We start from the raw sequence: 18,807 nt of genomic DNA, 5'->3' as shown, positions 1-18,807 counted from the left end.
ACGTTGCCCAGGAACGGCTCCCCGCCCGCCGATCGCATGCCCATGACCAGGAAGTCGTCCCGCCTCCGCGAATTCGCGTACTACGTGCTGCCGTGGCTGGCCTTCGCGCTGGCCGCGCACGCGCTGTCGCCGATGCGCGGCGGAAGCGGGAGTCCGATGCCGATCGCCGCGGCCGAGACGCCCGAGGCGGCCGGCATGGTCGACGTGCGCGCCCGCGTCGCCGATCTCGACGTCGACATGCGCTACGCCGGCCCAAACAACTTCACTGGCGGCCGCGTCGACGGCTACGAGACCGGCCGCTGCTTCCTGCAGGCGCCTGCCGCCGACGCGCTGGCCAAGGCCGAGGCCGCGCTGCGCGCCGAAGGACTGCGGCTGCGGGTGTACGACTGCTACCGGCCCGCGCGCGCCGTACAGCATTTCGTGCGCTGGGCCGCCGACCTGGGCGACCAGCGCACCAAGGCCACGCACTACCCGAATCTGAGCAAGCGTGAGCTGCTCGGCGACTACATCTCGCCGACTTCGGGCCACAGCCGCGGTGCGACGCTGGACCTGACCCTGCTGCGTTGCGAAGCCGCGCGCTGCCTGCCGCTGGACATGGGCACCGAGTACGACTTCTTCGACCCGCGGGCGAACACCGACTCGCCGGCGGTGTCGCCGCAGCAGCGCGGCAACCGCGAGCGCCTGCGCGCGGCGATGGCGGCCGCGGGCTTCCGCAACTACCCGCTGGAGTGGTGGCACTACACGCTCGACCCCGAGCCGGAGCCGAAGCGCTACTTCGACTTCCCGATCCGCTGACCGCGGGTCGCCCGACCCGGCTCAGTAGACCGTCGCGCGCGCCTGCACGAACGCGTAGAAGAAGACGGCGTCGGGATCGTTCTGTACCTGGTGGAACTCGCGGCGCATGCCGTCGACGACCTCGGCCGTGACCTTCCCGGCGCTGACGAGCTGGTCGGCCGCCGACAGCAGCAGCTCCTCCCAGAACGCGATCATCGCCTTGCGCCGCGCCGGTTCGCCGTTGTCGAAGTGGAACGTCTTGACCTGCGTGCTGACGTCGCGGAAGCCGCCGGCCAGCAGCAGGTTGCCGAGCTTCGCGCCGACGAACGGATCGCCGCCGCTGTCGATCTGGAAGTCGTTGAACGCCATCCAGTAGCGCCACACGTTCGGCGAGTACGGGTCGAGCAGGAACGAGGCGTTCATGACCTCGGTGATGTACACCGGCGAGCCGGGCGACAGCACGCGGCGCAGCTCGCTGAGCACGCGCGCCGGCGACGGCACGTGCTCCAGCACCCAGCACAGGAACGCCGCGTCGAACGTCCGCGCCTCGAACGGCAGATCGCCCGCGTCGGCCTCGTGCAGCGCATAGCGGCCGTCGAGCCAGGCGCGTGCGCCGAGGTTCGCGCGCGCGGCCTCGAGCTGCGCGCGGCTGAAGTCGATGCAGTCGACGTGCAGGTCGGGAAACCGCCGCAGCAGGATCTCGGTCTGCGCGCCGACGCCGCTGCCGACCTCGATCAAGCGCCGCGCGCCGGTGTAGTCGATGTCGCGGAAGATCGTCGACTCGGCGATCCGCGCCTGCTTGACCAGCCGCGCCTGTTCGGTCGGCGAGAACCCGTGCAGGTACGGCGATGCGGTCGGTTCGGTCGGGGCAATCATGGCCGGCCTCGCTGGCGTGGACGGGGAATCAGGCGGCTGCGGCGACGTCCGGTACGACGCCGGCGGCCAGTGCATCGAAGTAGTCGCGGGTCAGGCGGCGCTGGGCCTCGGCGGTCTGGGCGCGGTTGACCACGTCGCGGAACGCGGCGTTCTCGGGCCGGTCCTTCGCGTACCAGCCCAGGTGCTTGCGTGCGATGCGCACGCCGGACTCTTCGCCGTAGAAGTCGTGCAGGTGGTCGAGATGGCCGAGCAGCACGTCGCGGACCTCGTCCAGCGTCGGCGGCGGCAGGCGCTGCCCGGTGGCGAGGAAGTGGCCGATCTCGCGGAAGATCCACGGCCGGCCCTGCGCCGCGCGCCCGACCATCACCGCGTCGCAGCCGGTGTGCGCGAGCACCGCGGCGACCTTGTCGGGCGAATCGATGTCGCCGTTGGCGACGACCGGAATCGACAGCGCCGCCTTGACCGCGGCGATCGTGTCGTACTCGGCCACGCCGGTGTACTGCTGGTCGCGGGTGCGGCCGTGCACGGCCAGCGAGGCGATGCCGGCTTCCTGCGCGATGCGCGCGATTGCCAGCGCATTCTTCCGGTCGGCGGCCCAGCCGGTGCGGATCTTCAGCGTCACCGGCACGTCGACGGCGGCGACGACAGCCTCGAGGATGCGCGCGACCAGCGCCTCGTCGCGCATCAGCGCCGAGCCCGCCCAGGCGTTGCAGACCTTCTTGGCCGGGCAGCCCATGTTGATGTCGATGATCTGCGCGCCGTGGTCGACGTTGTAGCGGGCGGCCTGCGCCATCACCTCGGGCACGGTGCCGGCGATCTGCACGCTGATCGGCGCCGGCTCGCCGACGTGGTCCATGCGGTGGCGCGATTTCGCGGTCGACCAGAAGCGCGGGTCCGAGGTCGTCATTTCCGACACGCACAGCCCGGCACCGAGCCGCTTGCACAGCATCCGGAACGGCTTGTCGGTGACCCCGGCCATCGGGGCCAGGATCACTCGGGGCGTGATGTCGTGGGGCCCGATGCGCATGCCGGCCATTGTAGCGGCGGGGGCTCCCGCGGCCCGGCGTCAGCGCTTGCCGCGCCGGCGCCGCCAGAACAGGAAGCCGGTCACCAGCAGGAAGGCCGGCAGCAGCCCGGCCAGCGCGGTCAGCCAGCGGTACGCGGCGCCGCCGACCGAGCCGATGTGCAGCGGGTAGATCGCCTCGCTGATGCGGGCGCCGGCCGGCTGCGCGGTGGCGTCGTGGATGCGCAGCGTGCGCGAGCCGGCGGCGTCGACGAACACCAGGCTGCGTCCGTTCGGGTGCCACTCGCCGGCCTTGCGCGCGCGGAACCCGATCACGTCGCTGCCCGGCGCGGGCAGCGCGATCCGGGTCAGGCGGGCATCCGGGAGCGCGGCCGCGGCGGTGGCGAGGATCGGGGTCCAGTCCGGCGCCGCCGCGGTCGGTGCCCGCTGCGGCGGGCCCGGCGGATCGGCGCCGCCGAACAGCGCGACCAGCAGCGCGCGCGACCCGTCGTGGTAGACCATGCCGACGCCGGTCAAGGTCGACAGCAGCAGCAGCGGCAGCAGCACCACGCCGGCGCTGCGGTGCCAGGTCAGCCAGCGGCGCACCGGCGGGCCGGCATGCACCTTTAGCTGCGCGACCAGGCGCCCGCGGCGCGGCCACCACAGGTACAGGCCGGTCAGCATCAGGCCGAGCGAAACCCAGCCGATGACGCCGACGACCTGATGGCCGGCTTCGCCGCCGAGCAGTTCGGTGTGGAACTCGTGCAGCCACAGCAGCGGGTCGTTGCCGACGCTGCGCATCAGCAGCAGCTCGCCGTCGTCGGGCGCGAAGTAGCCGCGGCGGCCGTCGGCGAAATAGCCCTGCCACGCCGCCAGCCCCGGCTTGGGCACGTCGATCGCGGTCAGGCCGCGCGGCCGCCAGGTGGCGAGCACGTCGGCCAGCACCGCCCCGTCAGCGCGGACGTCATGCGCGACCAGCTGCGGGTGTTGCCAGCGCAGCAGGTCGTCGTGGAACACCAGTACCGTGCCCGACAGGCCGATCAGCGCGAACAGCGTGCCGACGCCGAGCCCGACCCACAGGTGCAGCCACGACAGCACGCCGCGCAGCCGCCGCGCACGCGGCGCGGAGACGGCGGAGACGGACGGGGCGGTGGCGACCATGCGTGCGTGGCCGGGGTCAGAACCGGTGAGACCAGGCGACGCTGAAGACGCGGCCGCGGCCGGCGACGTAGTCGTCGTTCGACGGCGTGGTCTGCGAGTAGTACGTAACGTACTGCTGGTCGAAGACGTTCTCGAGCCCGACGTTCAGCGCGCCGAGCGGCAGGCCGATGCGCGCCTGCAGGTCGAACGTCGTGTAGCCGTCGAAGCGCGCGACGGTCGACCCGTTGCGGTCGAACGCCCGGTCGTCGGCGTGGTTGGCCTGCAGGCGCGTCGCGAACGCGTCGGACCAGCGCTGTTCCCAGAACGCGCTGATCCGGTCCGGGCTGATGTTGATGCCCTCCAGGTCGGTGTCGAGCCGCCCATCGTTGTTGCGGTCGTAGCGGCCCTCGGCGGCCGCGTAGCCCAGCCCGACGCGGCCGGCGTCGCTGAACTTGAACGCCACGTTCGCCTCGACGCCGCGGATCTCGGTCGGCTGGCGGCTGACGTTGTACGTGTCGCTCGCCGCGTCGTACACCAGCAGCGAGCCCTTGTCGGAGTCGGACCAGTACGCCGTCGCGTGCGCGACCCAGCGGCCGTCGTCGTAGTCGATGCCGACTTCGCGGTTGTCGGCGATCACCGGGTCGAGGTCGACCAGCCGGTCGACGGCCTGGCCGGGGCGGTTGATCGCGCGCAGCACGCGGCCGATGTCGGCGACGGTGTAGCCCTCGGCGTACGACGCGTACAGCTTCAGCGCGTCGGTGGCCGACCACACCACGCCGAGGTTCGGCAGCGTCTCGCTGGTCGTGGGCGCGCCGCCGGCGACGCGCTGGCTGCCGTAGATCGGCAGGGTCGTGTAGTCGTCGACCTCCAACTCGCCGCGCTCGTGGCGCAGGCCGCCGGTCACCGTGATCGCGTCGATCGGCTGCCACTCGGCCTGCACGAACGGCGACACCGAGGTGTAGCTGGTTTCCGGCACCCAGTTGAGCCCGCTGACGATCAGCTCCTGGTAGGTGGTGTCGCGCTGGACGTCGAGGCCCAGCGTCAGCCGCAGCGGCAGCGTGAGCAGGTCGCCGCGCGACCAGCTGAACTTGCCGCCGACCTTCTCCGAGACGTTCTGGGACTGGTCGTACCAGATCGACCCCGGCGCGTTGCCGAAGAAGTTGACCCACGGGCTGCCGCCGTAACGCGCCTCGAAGTCGACCCAGTACAGCTGCGCCTGGAAGTAGCCGCCGGCGAGCGCGCGGTCGGTGTAGTCCAGCGTCAGCGAGGTCGAGCGGTTGCGCGCCGGCTCAAGCAGCGGCGTGCCCCGCACCGAAGTCGCGGTGGTGCCGGTCGCGACATTGCCGGGCACCGAGACGTAGTGGCCCAGGCCCTCGAGGTCGTAGCGGTTGGCGGTCAGCTGCAGCCGGCGCTCGTCGTCGATCGCCCAGCCGGCCTTGGCGAACAGGTTGGTCGACTCCGAGTCCATCAGGTCGCCCTGCACGCCGTTGACCGCCAGCGCGCGGCCGTCGGCGTCGTAGTGCAGCCCGTCGCGGGCCGCCGACGCGCCGGCGACGAGGTCGAACGCGCCGCGGCGGGTGCCGAACAGGTACGACGCGCGGTAGCCGGTGCCGTCGCTTTCGTCCGGCATCGCGCTGCTCGCGCCGAGCGAGACGTCGTGGAAGCGGTCGCCGTCGCCGCGCGGAGCGCGCTTGGTGATGATGTTGATGATGCCGCCCGACGCGCCGAGGCCCTGCAGCGCATTGGCGCCGTGGATCACCTCGATGCGCTCGATCATCGCCGGGTCGATCGTGTGCGCATCGCGCGAGCCGTCGCGCAGCGGCGTCGACTGCGGCACGCCGTCGACCATGTACAGCGGCTGGCGGCCGCGCAGCGACTCGCCGAAGCTGGTCAGCTTCTGCCGCGACGGCGCGAATGCCGGGATCAGGTTCGCCAGCACCTGCGACAGGTCCTGCGTCAGCGCGAGCTGCTGCTCGAGCGCGGCGCGGTCGATGACGGTGATTGTGTTCGGCAGGGCGGAATCGGAATACGGGACGCGGCTGGTGCTGGCCGAGACGACGACGCGATCGAGGTCGGTCGCGTCTTCCTGGGCGTGGGCGGGGGCCGCGGCGGCCAAGGCGACGATCACGGCGCCGGCGAGCAGGGTGGGGCGGGGCATGGGGTTCCGGAAAGGACGTGCGTGGCCTCCCATGTTAATGCGAATCAGTCGCATTTGAAAGGGAGGCTTCATCGCCGGCCTTCGCGCCCTGCGTGAGATCCGTGCGCTGCAGGCAAGCGTGTAGGCCGAACCTGTCTCGTCGCCGCTACCGCGGACAGCGCCGGGACATGCCCGGCGAGCGCAGGCGACCGCTATTCGCCGAAGCGGGCAGTGACGTCCGCGCGGGTCGGCATCGCGGCTGCCGCGCCGGCGCGCTCGGTCGACAGCGCCGCGAACCGGCCGGCAAAGCGTAGCTGCGCGCGCAGATCGCCGCCGGCGTCGTGCGCGATCGAGGCGGCGAGCGCGCCGTTGAAGGCGTCGCCGGCGCCGGTCGTGTCGACGACGGCCGCGCGCTCCGCGGCGGCGCGGTGCCACCGCGGGCCGTCGCCGGCATCGGCCCCGTCGGGCAGCGACGCGAAGCAGCCCGCCGCGCCGAGCGTGACCACGACCGTGCCGTGCGGAAGCAGCGTGCGGCACAGCCGGTGCAGGGTTCCGTCGTCGAGCCCGGCGATCGCGTCCGCCGGCAGCGCGGTGGACGCGTGTCGGGCCAGCAGCGCGACGAACTCGGTTTCGTTCGGCGTCAGCACGTCGACCAGCGCCAGGAGCGCGGCGCTCGTTTCGGCATTCGCGGGGGCAGGATTGAGCACGGTCGTGGCGCCCCCTGCCTTGGCGTGGCGCAGCGCCGCCTCGATCGCCTCGATCGGCGATTCGAGCTGGGCCAGCACGACGGCGGCGCCCGACAGCACGGGCGCATGGCGATCGATGAAGCCGCGGTCCAGCGCCGCGTTCGCGCCCGCGCCGATCACGATGCTGTTGCGGCCGGCCGCGTCGACGTAGATGCCCGCGGTGCCCGTCGGTTCCGCGCTGTCCATCGCCAGCATCGCGATCCGATCGTGTCCGGCGAGCGTGCGCGCGAGGGCGCCCCCGGCATCGTCGCCGAGCGCGCAGACGAACGACGTGCTGGCCCCGGCGCGCGCCGCGGCGGTGGCCTGGTTGAAGCCCTTGCCGCCGGGCCCGCTGTGGTAGCGACCGGCACGGGTCTCGCCCGGCTGCGGCAGCGCGTCGCACTGCCAGACGTGGTCGACGTTGAACGAGCCGACCACGACCACGCCGCCGGCGCGCGGGGTCGCCATGCCGATCAGCCCAGGTTGGTCAGCACGCCGGCGATCGTCGCCGTCATCAGCGTGGCGATGGTGCCGCCGAGCACCGCGCGCAGGCCGAACCGGGCGAGGTCCTGCCGGCGCTCCGGGGCCAGGCCGCCGATGCCGCCGATCTGGATCGCGATCGAGCTGAAGTTGGCGAAGCCGCACAGCGCGTAGGTCGCGATCAGCTTGCCCTGCTCGGTCAGCGCGACGCCGGGCGTCTTGCCGTTGACGATGTCGGCCAGCTGCAGGTACGCGACGAATTCATTGATGACGATCTTCTGCCCGATCAGGCCGCCGACGGTGGTCGCGTCCTGCCACGGCACGCCGATGACCCACGCGATCGGCGCCAGCAGGTAGCCCAGCAGCGTCGCCATGTCGGTCGGACGGCCGAGCATCGCCGACAGCCCGGTGGCCTCGCCGATCCACGTCAGCGGCCAGTTCAGCAGCGCGATCAGCGCGATGAAGGCCAGCAGCATCGCGCCGATGTTCAGCGCCAGGCGCAGGCCGTCAGCCGCGCCCGCGGCGGCGGCGTCGATGACGTTGCTGGTCGTCTTCTCGACTTCCATCTTGACCGTGCCGCGGGTCAGCGGCTCGCCGGTCTCGGGGATCAGGATTTTGGCGATCACCAGCGTCGCCGGCGCGGCCATGATCGACGCGGCCAGCAGGTGCTTGGCGTAGTACGCCTGCTGCACCGGGTCGCCGCCGCCGAGCATGCCGACGTAGGCGGCCAGCACGCCGCCGGCGATGTGGGCCATGCCGCCGATCATCATCGTGATCAGCTCGGACTCGGTCATGCGCGAGATGTACGGGCGCACCGTCAGCGGCGCCTCGGTCTGGCCGATGAACACGCTCGCGCAGACGCTGGTGGTTTCCGCTCCGGACACGCGCATCACCTTGGTGATCGCCCATGCCATGCCGCGCACGATCCACTGCATCACGCCCAGGTGGTACAGCACGCCCATCAGCGCGGCGAAGAAGATGATCGTCGGCAGCACCTGGAACGCGAAGATGAAGCCGTACGTCGAGGTGTCCATCAGGTTGCCGAAGATGAACTTCGACCCCTCGTTGACGAAGCTCAGCACGCGCACGAAGCCGTGGCCGATCGCGTCGAACACGTCCTTGCCGCCGGGCACCAGCAGCACCAGCGCGGCGAAGGCGATCTGCAGGCCGATGCCGGTCGCGACCAGCGTCCAGTCGACCGAGCGCTTGTTGTTGGAGAACGCCCACGCGATGCCGACCAGCACCACCAGGCCAAACAGGCCAAACGCCACGCCGCCGATCGCTTCCACCCAGCTGTCCCCTTCCGCGGCGCGTTGCCCGCTCGTCAATGTCGGCGCAGCCTAGAGCACCCACCATGGGCCAGCAAGCCGCGCGGCGGGCGCGGCGGCCGTTCAGCGATCGCGGGCGACGACGCGGTTGCGGCCTTCCTGCTTGGCCTGGTGCAGGCGCAGGTCGGCGCGGCGCAGCAGCTCGGACAGGTCCTTGCCGTCGTTCGGGTAGGCCGAGAGCCCGGCGCTGAAGGTGATGCGGATCGGATCCGCGCCGCGTTCGACCTCGAACGGCCGCTCGTTCAGCAGCCGGCGCGCGGCGTCGACGCGCTCCCACGCCGTGCCGATCGGCTTGCGCATCACCAGCACGAACTCCTCGCCGCCCAGCCGCACCAGCCACTCGTCGCCGTCGCCCAGCTCGCGCAGCACCTGCACGACGTGGCGCATCGCGCGGTCGCCGGCGTGGTGACCGGTTTCGTCGTTGATGCGCTTGAAGCGGTCGAGGTCGATCAGCGCCACGGTGAGGCTGCCGCCGTGGCGCTGCGCCGCGTCGACCAGCCGCGGCATGCGGTGCAGCAGCCAGGTGCGGTTGGGCAGGCCGGTCAGGCCGTCGGTGCCGGACATCTCGACCAGCCTCTGCATGCGGTAGACGATCATCGCGGTGATCAGCGTGGCGATCACCAGCAGGATCAGCCGCTGCACCTGGTTGCCGACGGTCACCGCGCCGTAGTCGCTGGAAATCATCTGCTCCGGCGACGACGCCAGCTGGAACCCGACGAACACCATCGCGCCGTACTGGACCAGTGCGAGCGCGCCGGCGAACAGGGTGATGCGGCCGTCGCTGCGCAGCGCGGTCAGCACGATCGCCAGCAGATAGCCGAACCACACCACCATGCTGTTGAGGCCGGCCGGGATCTGCGTCGTCATCAGCATCGCCAGGACCAGCGTCGTCGCGCTGACGTCGAACGCGGCGCTGGCGAACGTCAGCCAGCGGAACCGCCGCGGCGTGCGGGCCAGCGCCAGCCAGACCTGCGCGAACACATTGATGAAGACCGCGCCGGCCAGCCCGATCATCGTTTCGCGGATGCTGCCGCCGGTGATCGCGTTCACCAGCGGGAGCAGCAGCAGGATCGCCGCGATCACCGCGCGCAGCCGCGCCACCAGCAGCTCGCCGCCGGCGCCGGTCTCGAGCATCAGCTCGTCCGGCCGCGACAGCAGCGAGGCCACGATCTCGCGCGCCTGGTGGAAGTACGGATGCATGCCGATCCCCGTCGAGCAGGCCCGAAGGATAGCGCGCCGAGGCGCAGCGGCGGCGCGGCTCAGCCGACCCCGCGCACCGCCACCCAGGCCGCCAGCGCGATGAACAGCGCCGCCGCGGCGTAGCGCGCGGCCTTCAGCGGCAGGCGGCCGGCGAAGCGGCTGCCGAGCGCGACCACCGGCACGTTCGCCAGCAGCATGCCGGCCGTGGTGCCGACGACGACCTCCCACAGCGGGTGGTAGCGGGCGGCGATCAGCACCGTGGCGATCTGGGTCTTGTCGCCGATCTCGGCGAAGAAGAACGCGATCGTCGTGGCGACGAAGGCCCCGCGCGGCGGCAGCGAGGCCCCGTCGTCGAGCGTGTCGGGCTTCAGCGCCCACAGCCCCACGGCGAAGAAGCTCGCCGCGACGATCCAGCGCAGCAGCTCGGGCCGCAGCCACTGGGCGACCAGCGCGCCGAGCCAGCCGGCCAGCGCGTGGTTCAGCACGGTGGCGACCAGGATGCCGCCGATGATCGGCCACGGCCTGCGGAAGCGCGCGGCCAGCAGCAGGGCCAGCAGCTGGGTCTTGTCGCCGATTTCGGCGAGGGCGACCGTGCCGGTCGAGAGCAGCGCGGTGGCGAACGGGAACGTGTCCATGGGATCTCCGGGGCCGGGCGTTCGCGATGACTGCGAAGGCGGACATCGCACGGCCCGGCCCGGTGGATACCAGGTTGCTCGCGCGACGCCTGCCTTCGGTCTTGCCCGGCGCCGCCGCGGGGGCGGGTCTCGCGCGCCATGGCCGGCCGGCCAAGTGTGTTGACGCGCGACCCGGGCGGCCGATGCGGCGACCCGGTGGGCTACTCCCCGGAGGAGGAAGTGCGCGCATTGTAGCGGCTGCGACGGCGCGGGTGCGGCGCCGGAACCGTCTGTTCCGCCCGGGATTCGGCCCGCGCCGCGGTTACGATGCGGCCTGCCACGCCCGCTGGAGTCGCCCATGCAGTACCGCCGCCTCGGTTCGTCCGGCCTCAAGCTCTCCGCACTGTCGTTCGGCGCGTGGATCACGTTCGGCTCGCAGATCGGCCGCGGAACCGCGCGCGACCTGATCGCCGCCGCGTGGGACCACGGCGTGAATTTCTTCGACAACGCCGAGGGCTACGCGAACGGCGAGGCCGAGCGCGTCATGGGCGACGTGATCACCGACCTGCGACTGCCGCGCGACGGCTACTGCGTGTCGAGCAAGGTGATGTTCGGCTCGGCCGTCGACCCGCGGCCGACCCAGCGCGGGCTCTCGCGCAAGCACGTGACCGATGCCTGCCACGCCGCGCTCAAGCGCCTGCGCGTGGACTACCTCGACCTGTACTTCTGCCACCGCCCGGACCCGGACACGCCGGTGGAGGAAACGGTGTGGGCGATGGACGCGCTGATCCGCCAGGGCAAGGTGCTGTACTGGGGCACGTCGGAGTGGTCGGCCTCGCAGATCCGCGAGGCGCACAAGGTCGCGCGCGCGGCCAGCCTGCACGCGCCGACGATGGAGCAGCCGCAGTACAACCTGCTGCATCGCCAGCGCGTGGAGCTCGAGTACGCGCCGCTGTACGCGGAGCTCGGCCTCGGCACGACGACGTTCTCGCCGCTGGCGTCGGGGCTGCTGAGCGGCAAGTACAACGACGGCGTGCCCGACGACGCGCGGCTCGGCCGCGAGGGCAATGCGTGGCTGCAGCGGATGGTGATCGGCACGGCCGAGGAAGGGCGGATCGAACGCGCGCGTCGCTTCACCCGGGTGGCGCGCGAACTGGGCGTGGCCCCGGCGACGCTCGCGATCGCGTGGTGCCTGCGCAATCCGCACGTGTCGACGGTGATCCTCGGCGCCAGCCGCCCGGAGCAGCTGCTGGAGAACCTGCAGGCGCCGACGCTGGCCGGCACGCTCGCCGAGGTCGACTGGCACCGGGTCGAGTCCGCGACCCGCTGAGCGCCGGGCGGACCCGCAGCAGCGGGCCCGCCGATCGGCGCGGCTCTCAGAGCGCGACGCGCGCCTGGCGCAGCGGGCGCCCCTGGGCGTCGCGTCGCACGAACACCACCACTTCGCCAGCCGCCAGGCTGCGCGCGATCTCGTTCGCCGGCGCCGGAGGCGGCGGCGGAGCGGGCGGCGCCGGTGGGGCCGGAGGCGCGGGCGGGGCATCGGGCGCGCTGCGCGCCGGCGGGGGCGCGGGTGGCGCAGGTGGCGCCGGCGGTGCCGGCGGCGGGGGCGGCAGAGGAATCGGCGCGATCTTCGGCACCGCGACCGTCGCCGTCGCGGCCTTGCGATCGCGCAGGTAGTCGATGCGCACCTGGCTGTCGGCCGGCTTCGCGCGCAGCGCGTCCATCGCCTCGCGCGGGGTGCCGACCGCCGTGCCGTCTACGCGCTGGATCACGTCGCCCGGCTGCAGCGACCCGAACTCCCCGCCGGTCGACAGCACCAGCACGCCGCGCTCGGTGCCGAAATAGCGACCGAGCTGTCCGTCGACGCTTGCCAGGTGCAGGCCGTTCCAGCGGAACGCCTCGGCCAGCAGCGGGTAGCGGCAGGCGTCGCCGGCGCACGGGGCCGCGCCGCCCAGTCGGATGACTTCGCGCTGCACCTGCGGCGCGACGCCGGCGGGCAGCGTGCGCACGATCCGTTCGACCCGCGTCCCGGGCGCGGCCGTGCCGGCCACGGGCGCGTCGCCCGGCACGCGGCGCCGGATCGTCTCGACGTGGACGTTGTCGAGCCCGTCGCCGAGCAGGCCGGCCAGTTCGCCGTCGAGGTTGTCGAGCAGTGCGAGGCGATCGCCGGGCTGCGGCGTGGCGCGAACGACGCTGCGCTTGCCGTCGCGCTCGATCGTCAGCGCCACCGGCGTCTTCGTGTCGAGCGCGCGCAGGCGTTCGCGGGTGTCGGACAGTCGCGCGTCGCCATCGGCGCCCGACAGCGCGCGGCCGTCGATCGCGACGATGCGGTCGCCCGCGCGCAGTCCCGCCTTGGCCGCCGCGCTGTCGGGCGTCACCGCGGCGATGCGGGCGCCGCCCGCGTCGTCCCCGCTCAGCACCACGCCGAGCACCGGGCGGTCGGACAGGCTGCGGATCGCGATGCGGCGCATCCCGGGGCCGCCGGCCTCCGGCGACGCGATGCCGGCGCGCGCGGCGCGCTGGGCCGCCTGCTCGAGGCCGCGCTGCGCGGCCTCGACGGTGTCCATCGCCTTGCGCAGCTCGGCCTGCGCCGCGCTCTGTTCGGCGGTCGACGCGGCCGTCGAGGCCGGGGCGGTCTGCGCTAGCACTGCGGTCGTCGCGGGCACGCACACGGCCACGGCGAGGGCGATCGCCAGCGCGGCGGGTTGGATCGGGTTCGGTTTCATCGTGGGCCTCAATGAACGGTGGATCAGTCGGGGCGTCGCGGCCGCATGCGCGGGCTCGACGCGTCGTGAACGTCAGTCGATGCGCACCAGCGCGCCGTCGTAGCGCTCGCCCTGGGCGGCGAGCCAGCGCTGGGTCGATTCGATGCCGGCGAGGTCGCGCAGTGTCGAAATCCGCTGCTGCCACAGCGTCGCGCGCGCGGCGTCGTCGAGCCCGCCCTGCGACAGCGCGGCGTCGATCAGGCCGATGCGGTCCTGCAGCCCGGCGGTCAGCACGACGCCGCTCGCCGAGCCGACGCGTTCGTCGCTGGCCAGCGCGACCAGCGCTTCGAGCCGGGCCGACTCGGCCATCAGGCCGGTCAGGTCGGCTTCGGGCGCTTGCGCGACGGCGTCGGCCGGGACGGTCTTCGTCGCGCTGTCGTCGGCGGCCAACGCCGCGGACCCGTTGTGGGCGGATGCGGTCGACGCCGTCGCCACGCGCTCCGGTGCGGTCGTGAGCGCCGCGCGCCGCGTCGCCGCACGGCCGCGCGCGGCCACGCGTTCGGCGCGGGGCGTGGGCATCGATGCGCCGTGCGCCGCGGTCGACTCGGCAACCTCGGCCGGTGCGCGCTGCACGTCGGCGGTCGCCGACGCGCGCGGCGCGGGGTCCGGCGCGGCCTGCGGCGAGCGCGCCGGCCGCGGCGCCGTCGGCGAGCCTGCCAACGTCGGGGCGGCCGGGTGCGCGTCGTCGGCCACGCGCGGGAGGAAGGGAAGCGCCGCGAGGGCGGCCACACCGGCGGCCGCCAGCCACAGGGGCCAGCGACGCGAACGCGGACGGCGGTGGACAGGCTCGGCGTCGAGCGCACCGGCAACGCGCGCCCAACCGTCGGCCGGTGGCGTCGCATCGGGCAGCGCGGCGAAGGCGGCGGGCCAGTCGCGCGGCGCCGGGGTGGAAAGGTCAGCCATGGACGGCCTCCGTGGGGTCGGTCAGCAGCTCGCGCAGGCGGCGGCTGCCGCGCGCGAGCTGGGATTTGGAGAAGCTCGGCGTGCGCTGCATCAGCGCGGCGATCTCCTCGTGCGTGTAGCCCTCGGCGTGGTACAGCCACAGCACGCTGCGGGTCGCCGCCGGCAGCACTGCGAGCGCCCGCTGCAGCTGCGCGGCATCGGCGGCGGCCGGCGGCGGCGGCGCCAGGTCCTCGAGCGCCGGCGCGTCGTCGAGCGCGATCGCGAAGCCCTCGTGGCGCTGCCCGCGCAGCCGCATCAGCGACTCGTTGACCGCGATCTGCCGCAGCCAGCCCCAGAACGGAGCGCCGTCGTTGCGGAAGTCGCCGATCCGCCGGAACGCTTTCATCATCGTGTCCTGCAGCACGTCGGCGGCGGACTCCCGGTCTCCGGCGATCCGCAGGGCCAGCGTGAACACCGGCCGCTCGAACAGGCGGTAGACCTGCTCGAACGCCGCGCGCTCGCCACGGCGCGCGCGCTCGAGCACCGTCGCCGGGACGTCGATGGCGAATGCGCTCGCCGGCCGCTCGCGCGCGCCCGGCGGCGCGGGCGGTGCAGCGGCGTCGGGCGCCGGGGCGAGCTGGAGTCGGGGTGGCATATCAGGCATGGATGCGGCACCGGGCGAAACCGTCGCAGTCGACGCCCACCCCTATACTCGCGCCATCAACGGGGAGGAAAGGCCATGGAGTTGGGGATGCTGGTTGCAGTGGTGCTCGGGGTCGCGGGCGTGATCGTGCTGTTCAAGGCCGTGCGCATGGTGCCGCAGGGGTTCGAATGGACCGTCGAGGCCTTCGGCAAGTACACCCACACCCTGACGCCGGGGCTGCATTTCCTCGTGCCGGTCTACCAGGGCATCGGGCGCAAGATCAACATGATGGAACAGGTGATGGACGTGCCGAGCCAGGACGTCATCACCAAGGACAACGCCGTGGTCAAGGTTGACGGCGTCGTCTACTTCCAGGTGCTTGACGCGGCCAAGGCCGCCTACGAGGTCGCGCAGCTCGAGGTCGCCACGCTGAACCTGGTGATGACCAACATCCGCACCTCGATCGGCTCGATGGACCTGGACGAGTCGCTCTCGCGCCGCGACGAGATCAACGCCAAGGTGCTGGTGGCGGTCGACCAGGCCACCCATCCGTGGGGCCTGAAGGTCAACCGCATCGAACTGAAAGACATCCAGCCGCCGCGCGACCTGGTCGACTCGATGGCCCGGCAGATGAAGGCCGAGCGCGAGAAGCGCGCGAACATCCTCGAGGCGGAAGGCTTCCGCCAAGCCGAAATCCTCAAGGCCGAGGGCGAGAAGCAGGCGGCCATCCTCGAGGCCGAAGGCAAGCGCGAGGCGGCGTTCCGAGAGGCCGAAGCGCGCGAGCGGCTGGCCGAAGCCGAGGCCAAGGCGACCCAGCTGGTGTCCGACGCGATCGCCAACGGCAACGTGCAGGCGATCAACTACTTCGTCGCGCAGAAGTACATCGAGGCGTTCAAGGCCCTGGCCGAGGCGCCGAACCAGAAGTTCGTGATGATGCCGATGGAGTCGGCCGGCGTGATCGGCTCGCTCGGCGGCATCGCCGAGCTGGCCAAGGAAGCGCTCGACCGCAACGCGCCGGCGACGCCGAAGCAGCCGCCGCGGCTGGGGGGCTGAACGATGGAGTGGAACTGGCAGACCGTGGGCTGGGCCGCGCTGGCCCTGGCCCTGATCGCCGCCGAGACGATGGTGCCCGGCGCGTTCCTGCTGTGGCTGGGGTTCGCGGCCGCCGCAGTGTTCGTGCTGGTGCTGGCGATGCCGGAGCTGTCGCTGCTGTCGCAGGTGGCGGCGTTCGTCGTGCTGAGCTTCGTGTCGGTGCAGGTGTACCGCCGTTACTTCCGCGGCCGCGAGCGCGCCAGCGACCAGCCCACGCTCAACCGCCGCGCCGCCGCGCTGGTCGGCCGAGTGGTGCCGCTGGAGCGGGCGATCGTCAACGGCCAGGGTCGCGTGCAGATCGCCGACGCGTACTGGGACGTGCGCGGACCGGAGCTGCCGGCCGGCCGCCAGGTGCGCATCGTCGGCGCCGATGGCATGACGCTGCAGGTCGAGGCCGCCGACTAGCGGGGCTCCGCAGGACGACGCCGGCGTGCATGCGCCGGCGTACGCAGGACGGCGCGTTGCGCTCCGCGGCGGGCCGCGCGGTTCTGGGATAATGCCGGGCTCCGCAACGAAGGCCCGGCCGATGACCCAGAAGACGATCCTCAACGACACCCACCGCGCGCTCGGCGCGAAGATGGTCGACTTCGGCGGCTGGGACATGCCGATCCACTACGGGTCGCAGCTGGACGAACACCACCTGGTGCGCCAGTCCGCCGGCATGTTCGACGTCTCGCACATGACCGTCGTCGACCTCACCGGCGACCGCGTCCGCGAGTTCCTGCGGCATCTGGTCGCCAACTCGGTCGACAAGCTCAAGGTGCCGGGCAAGGCCCTGTACACCTGCATGCTGAACCCGCGCGGCGGCGTCATCGACGACCTGATCGTCTACTACCTGTCCGAGACGTTCTTCCGCCTCGTCGTCAACGCCGCGACCCGCGACAAGGACCTGGCGTGGATCGGCGAGCAGGCCGCGGCGTTCGGCGTCACCGTCACCGAGCGCCCGGACTTCGGGATGATCGCGGTGCAGGGCCCGCAGGCGCGCGAGAAGGTGCTCGGCCTGCTGCGCGAGTCGGACCGCGAGCGCATCGGCAAGCTCGGCAAGTTCGCCGCCGGCGACGCGCAGACCGCGGACGGCACGCCGCTGTTCGTCGCCCGCACCGGCTACACCGGCGAGGACGGGTTCGAGGTCGTCGTGCCCGAGGACCGCACCGTCGCGCTGTGGAACGCGCTGCTCGAGGCCGGCGTCAAGCCGGCCGGCCTCGGCGCGCGCGACACGCTGCGGCTCGAGGCCGGCATGAACCTCTACGGGCAGGACATGGACGACGACGTGTCGCCGTACGAGGCGGCGCTGGCGTGGACCGTGGCGCTGGACGAGGGGCGCGACTTCATCGGCCGCGACGTGCTCGAACGGCAGAAGGCCGCCGGCGCGCCGCGCCAGATGATCGGCCTGGTAATGGACGAGAAGGGCGTGCTGCGCCACGGGCAGAAGGTCCTGACCGCGGCCGGCGACGGCGAGGTCCTGTCGGGCACGTTCTCGCCGACGCTCGGCAAGGCGATCGCGTTCGCGCGCGTGCCCGCCGGCGACCTCGGCGACGTGCGCGTGGACATCCGCGGCCGCGAGGTGCCGGTGCGCGTGGTGAAGTTCCCGTTCGTCCGCGACGGCCAGGCGCAGCCCGGCGTGCTCGCCTGACGATCCCCATGCGGCTCGCGCGGCGCCTTGCGCGCCGCCGGCCGCGGTTACACTAGAGTCCCTTTCCGATACCTGCAGCGACGACGGAGCCATCCCCCATGAGCGAGATTCCTGGCGACCTCAAGTTCCTCAAATCCCACGAGTGGCTGCGCATCGACGGCAACGGCAAGGTCACCGTCGGCATCTCCGAGCACGCGCAGGGGCTGCTGGGCGACCTCGTGTACGTCGAGCTGCCGAACGTCGGCGACCGCGTCGAGGCGGGCAATGCCTGCGCCGTGGTGGAGTCGGTCAAGGCCGCGTCCGACGTCTACGCGCCCGTCACTGGCACCGTCAGCGCGGTCAACACGGCGCTGTCCGACAAGCCGGAGACGATCAACGAGGACGCGTACGGCGAGGGCTGGATCTTCTCGCTCGACATCGAGGAGCCCGAGCAGCTCAACGACCTGCTCGACCCCGACGCCTACGCCGAGCTGCTGGAAGACGACGACCACTGAGTCGTCGACCCGCGCTCCATACAACCGGCCGCCAATGTGCGGCCGGTTTTCGTTTGGGGCGCCGGTGCCGCGCGCCGTCCGGCTTCCGGCGCGCGCGTCCGCGGGCGGGGCCTTCGCGCGAACTCGACCTGGAGCGGGCGCCGGTGCGAGCTGCGGTGGCCAGCCCGTTGAGCACGATGCCGCCGGCCGGCACGTCGATGCGCGTCGCCGGGCTTGCGTCGTCGAGCGCGCTGCCCGCTCACGCCATCGTCGCGCCGATGACCGGCCTCGCGACCGCTGCACCGCGCATCGCTCGCGATCGATTAGCGCGCCGTCGGCGTGCCCGCGTCACCGGCGCGTCGAAGCCAGGTGCACGCGCCCGATTCGCATCGCGAGCGGGCGTCGGCCGGCGCGGACGGCGAAAAATTTCCGCGCAGATTCCGCGCAAATCGGCTTGTGCGACGCGAAATCGCGGCGGGCGGCGGCCACCGCGGAATCGGCTCGCGCGTGCCGGATGGGCCACGCGCGCGTGCGCGGCCACGCCGTCGCGACGACGCGCGCGGATTGCGCGCGCGCGCGCCGAAATGCGCTGGGACCTCTTGAAATAAAGGCTCGCGGCGCAGTCGGTTATTGCGGCGCGCAGTTTCGGTTCGCACCGATCAGCGCCGCTGGGTTACCGCGATGCGCGCCGGGCCCGCGCCGCGGCGGGCGCGCGCCCGAAAAATAATTCCGCGCACGTGTTGACAGCCAGAAAAACGCTAATTACGTTTCGCGCAGCAGACGTTTCCTGCGGAAGCGAGTGAGTCAAATCAACGCGACAACGCGCAGTACGAAACGCAACTCCGCCCGAGCGGTCTCATCGGTGGATGCAGGGTTTCTGTCCTCTGCGAAAACGTCCGCCGCATTCCGCTCCAACCAGCACGGCATGCAACCCGGGTCGCCTCAGGCGGTTCGGGTTTTTGTTTGCCCTGCCGACGCTTTTGGCCGGTCGCGCGCGCTGCGCGCCCGGTCCTTGGCCCGCCGCCTGACCGGCGTCGGGTCG

18 protein-coding genes are annotated in these 18,807 nt (G+C 72.4%); 7 read left to right on the top strand and 11 right to left on the bottom strand.

Going from position 1 to position 18,807, the window contains the following annotated elements:
* Window positions 1–132 precede the first annotated feature (132 nt).
* Window positions 133–795, top strand: a complete 663-nt coding sequence (locus D3A60_RS12005; RefSeq protein WP_119719110.1) for a M15 family metallopeptidase — start codon at window positions 133–135, stop codon at window positions 793–795.
* Window positions 796–816: 21 nt separating this feature from the next.
* Here the strand turns inward: D3A60_RS12005 and D3A60_RS12000 are convergent, their stop codons facing one another.
* The 8 genes from D3A60_RS12000 to D3A60_RS11965 form a co-directional block, all read right to left on the bottom strand.
* Window positions 817–1,650, bottom strand: coding sequence for a class I SAM-dependent methyltransferase (locus tag D3A60_RS12000; protein WP_119718871.1), 834 nt, complete (start codon window positions 1,648–1,650; stop codon window positions 817–819).
* A gap of 28 nt (window positions 1,651–1,678) precedes the next feature.
* Entirely contained in the window at window positions 1,679–2,677 is a 999-nt protein-coding gene (gene dusB, locus D3A60_RS11995) for a tRNA dihydrouridine synthase DusB (protein ID WP_119718870.1), read from the bottom strand.
* A gap of 39 nt (window positions 2,678–2,716) precedes the next feature.
* Window positions 2,717–3,814: a PepSY-associated TM helix domain-containing protein gene (locus tag D3A60_RS11990; protein ID WP_119718869.1), complete on the bottom strand. Its 1,098-nt coding sequence runs from the start codon at window positions 3,812–3,814 to the stop codon at window positions 2,717–2,719.
* 16 nt (window positions 3,815–3,830) lie between these two features.
* Window positions 3,831–5,951, bottom strand: a complete 2,121-nt coding sequence (locus tag D3A60_RS11985; protein WP_196778719.1) for a TonB-dependent receptor — start codon at window positions 5,949–5,951, stop codon at window positions 3,831–3,833.
* Window positions 5,952–6,142: 191 nt separating this feature from the next.
* A complete protein-coding gene (locus tag D3A60_RS11980; protein WP_119718867.1) occupies window positions 6,143–7,123 on the bottom strand; it encodes a ribokinase in 981 nt (326 codons plus the stop codon).
* A gap of 5 nt (window positions 7,124–7,128) precedes the next feature.
* A complete protein-coding gene (locus D3A60_RS11975; RefSeq protein ID WP_119718866.1) occupies window positions 7,129–8,424 on the bottom strand; it encodes a NupC/NupG family nucleoside CNT transporter in 1,296 nt (431 codons plus the stop codon).
* A 102-nt stretch (window positions 8,425–8,526) separates the two neighbouring features.
* Window positions 8,527–9,663: a GGDEF domain-containing protein gene (locus D3A60_RS11970; RefSeq protein WP_119718865.1), complete on the bottom strand. Its 1,137-nt coding sequence runs from the start codon at window positions 9,661–9,663 to the stop codon at window positions 8,527–8,529.
* Between the two features lie 59 nt (window positions 9,664–9,722).
* A complete protein-coding gene (locus tag D3A60_RS11965; RefSeq protein WP_119718864.1) occupies window positions 9,723–10,298 on the bottom strand; it encodes a TMEM165/GDT1 family protein in 576 nt (191 codons plus the stop codon).
* A 337-nt stretch (window positions 10,299–10,635) separates the two neighbouring features.
* Between D3A60_RS11965 and D3A60_RS11960 the strand changes: the two genes are divergently transcribed.
* On the top strand, window positions 10,636–11,607 hold the full coding sequence (locus tag D3A60_RS11960; protein WP_119718863.1) for an aldo/keto reductase: 972 nt from the start codon (window positions 10,636–10,638) through the stop codon (window positions 11,605–11,607).
* A 46-nt stretch (window positions 11,608–11,653) separates the two neighbouring features.
* Here the strand turns inward: D3A60_RS11960 and D3A60_RS11955 are convergent, their stop codons facing one another.
* The 3 genes from D3A60_RS11955 to D3A60_RS11945 form a co-directional block, all read right to left on the bottom strand.
* A complete protein-coding gene (locus D3A60_RS11955; RefSeq protein ID WP_119718862.1) occupies window positions 11,654–13,003 on the bottom strand; it encodes a PDZ domain-containing protein in 1,350 nt (449 codons plus the stop codon).
* A gap of 72 nt (window positions 13,004–13,075) precedes the next feature.
* Complete coding sequence (locus tag D3A60_RS11950) at window positions 13,076–13,945, bottom strand: hypothetical protein (RefSeq protein WP_119718861.1); 870 nt, start codon at window positions 13,943–13,945, stop codon at window positions 13,076–13,078.
* Window positions 13,938–14,579, bottom strand: coding sequence for an RNA polymerase sigma factor (locus D3A60_RS11945; RefSeq protein WP_119718860.1), 642 nt, complete (start codon window positions 14,577–14,579; stop codon window positions 13,938–13,940). Before D3A60_RS11945 ends, D3A60_RS11950 begins: the two co-directional genes overlap by 8 nt.
* Window positions 14,580–14,663: 84 nt before the next feature.
* Here D3A60_RS11945 and D3A60_RS11940 point away from each other — a divergent pair, with 84 nt between their 5' ends.
* The 5 genes from D3A60_RS11940 to D3A60_RS14655 all read left to right on the top strand — a co-directional run bounded on the left by D3A60_RS11940 (window position 14,664) and on the right by D3A60_RS14655 (window position 18,373).
* A complete protein-coding gene (locus D3A60_RS11940) occupies window positions 14,664–15,620 on the top strand; it encodes an SPFH domain-containing protein (protein ID WP_119718859.1) in 957 nt (318 codons plus the stop codon).
* A 3-nt stretch (window positions 15,621–15,623) separates the two neighbouring features.
* The gene (locus D3A60_RS11935; protein WP_119718858.1) at window positions 15,624–16,064 is read left to right on the top strand and encodes an NfeD family protein; all 441 of its coding nucleotides are present in this window, start codon (window positions 15,624–15,626) and stop codon (window positions 16,062–16,064) included.
* Between the two features lie 121 nt (window positions 16,065–16,185).
* Window positions 16,186–17,292, top strand: a complete 1,107-nt coding sequence (gene gcvT, locus D3A60_RS11930) for a glycine cleavage system aminomethyltransferase GcvT (RefSeq protein ID WP_119718857.1) — start codon at window positions 16,186–16,188, stop codon at window positions 17,290–17,292.
* 98 nt (window positions 17,293–17,390) lie between these two features.
* Complete coding sequence (gene gcvH / locus D3A60_RS11925; RefSeq protein WP_119718856.1) at window positions 17,391–17,786, top strand: glycine cleavage system protein GcvH; 396 nt, start codon at window positions 17,391–17,393, stop codon at window positions 17,784–17,786.
* Window positions 17,787–17,953: 167 nt separating this feature from the next.
* Window positions 17,954–18,373, top strand: a complete 420-nt coding sequence (locus D3A60_RS14655; protein WP_196778718.1) for a hypothetical protein — start codon at window positions 17,954–17,956, stop codon at window positions 18,371–18,373.
* The last annotated feature ends 434 nt before the right edge of the window (window positions 18,374–18,807 follow it).

Source organism: Cognatilysobacter tabacisoli (assembly GCF_003586305.1).
GTDB classification, from domain to species: domain Bacteria; phylum Pseudomonadota; class Gammaproteobacteria; order Xanthomonadales; family Xanthomonadaceae; genus Cognatilysobacter_A; species Cognatilysobacter_A tabacisoli.
The sequence above is the reverse complement of the archived record's forward strand: the minus strand, read 5'-3'. Positions and strand labels throughout refer to the sequence as shown.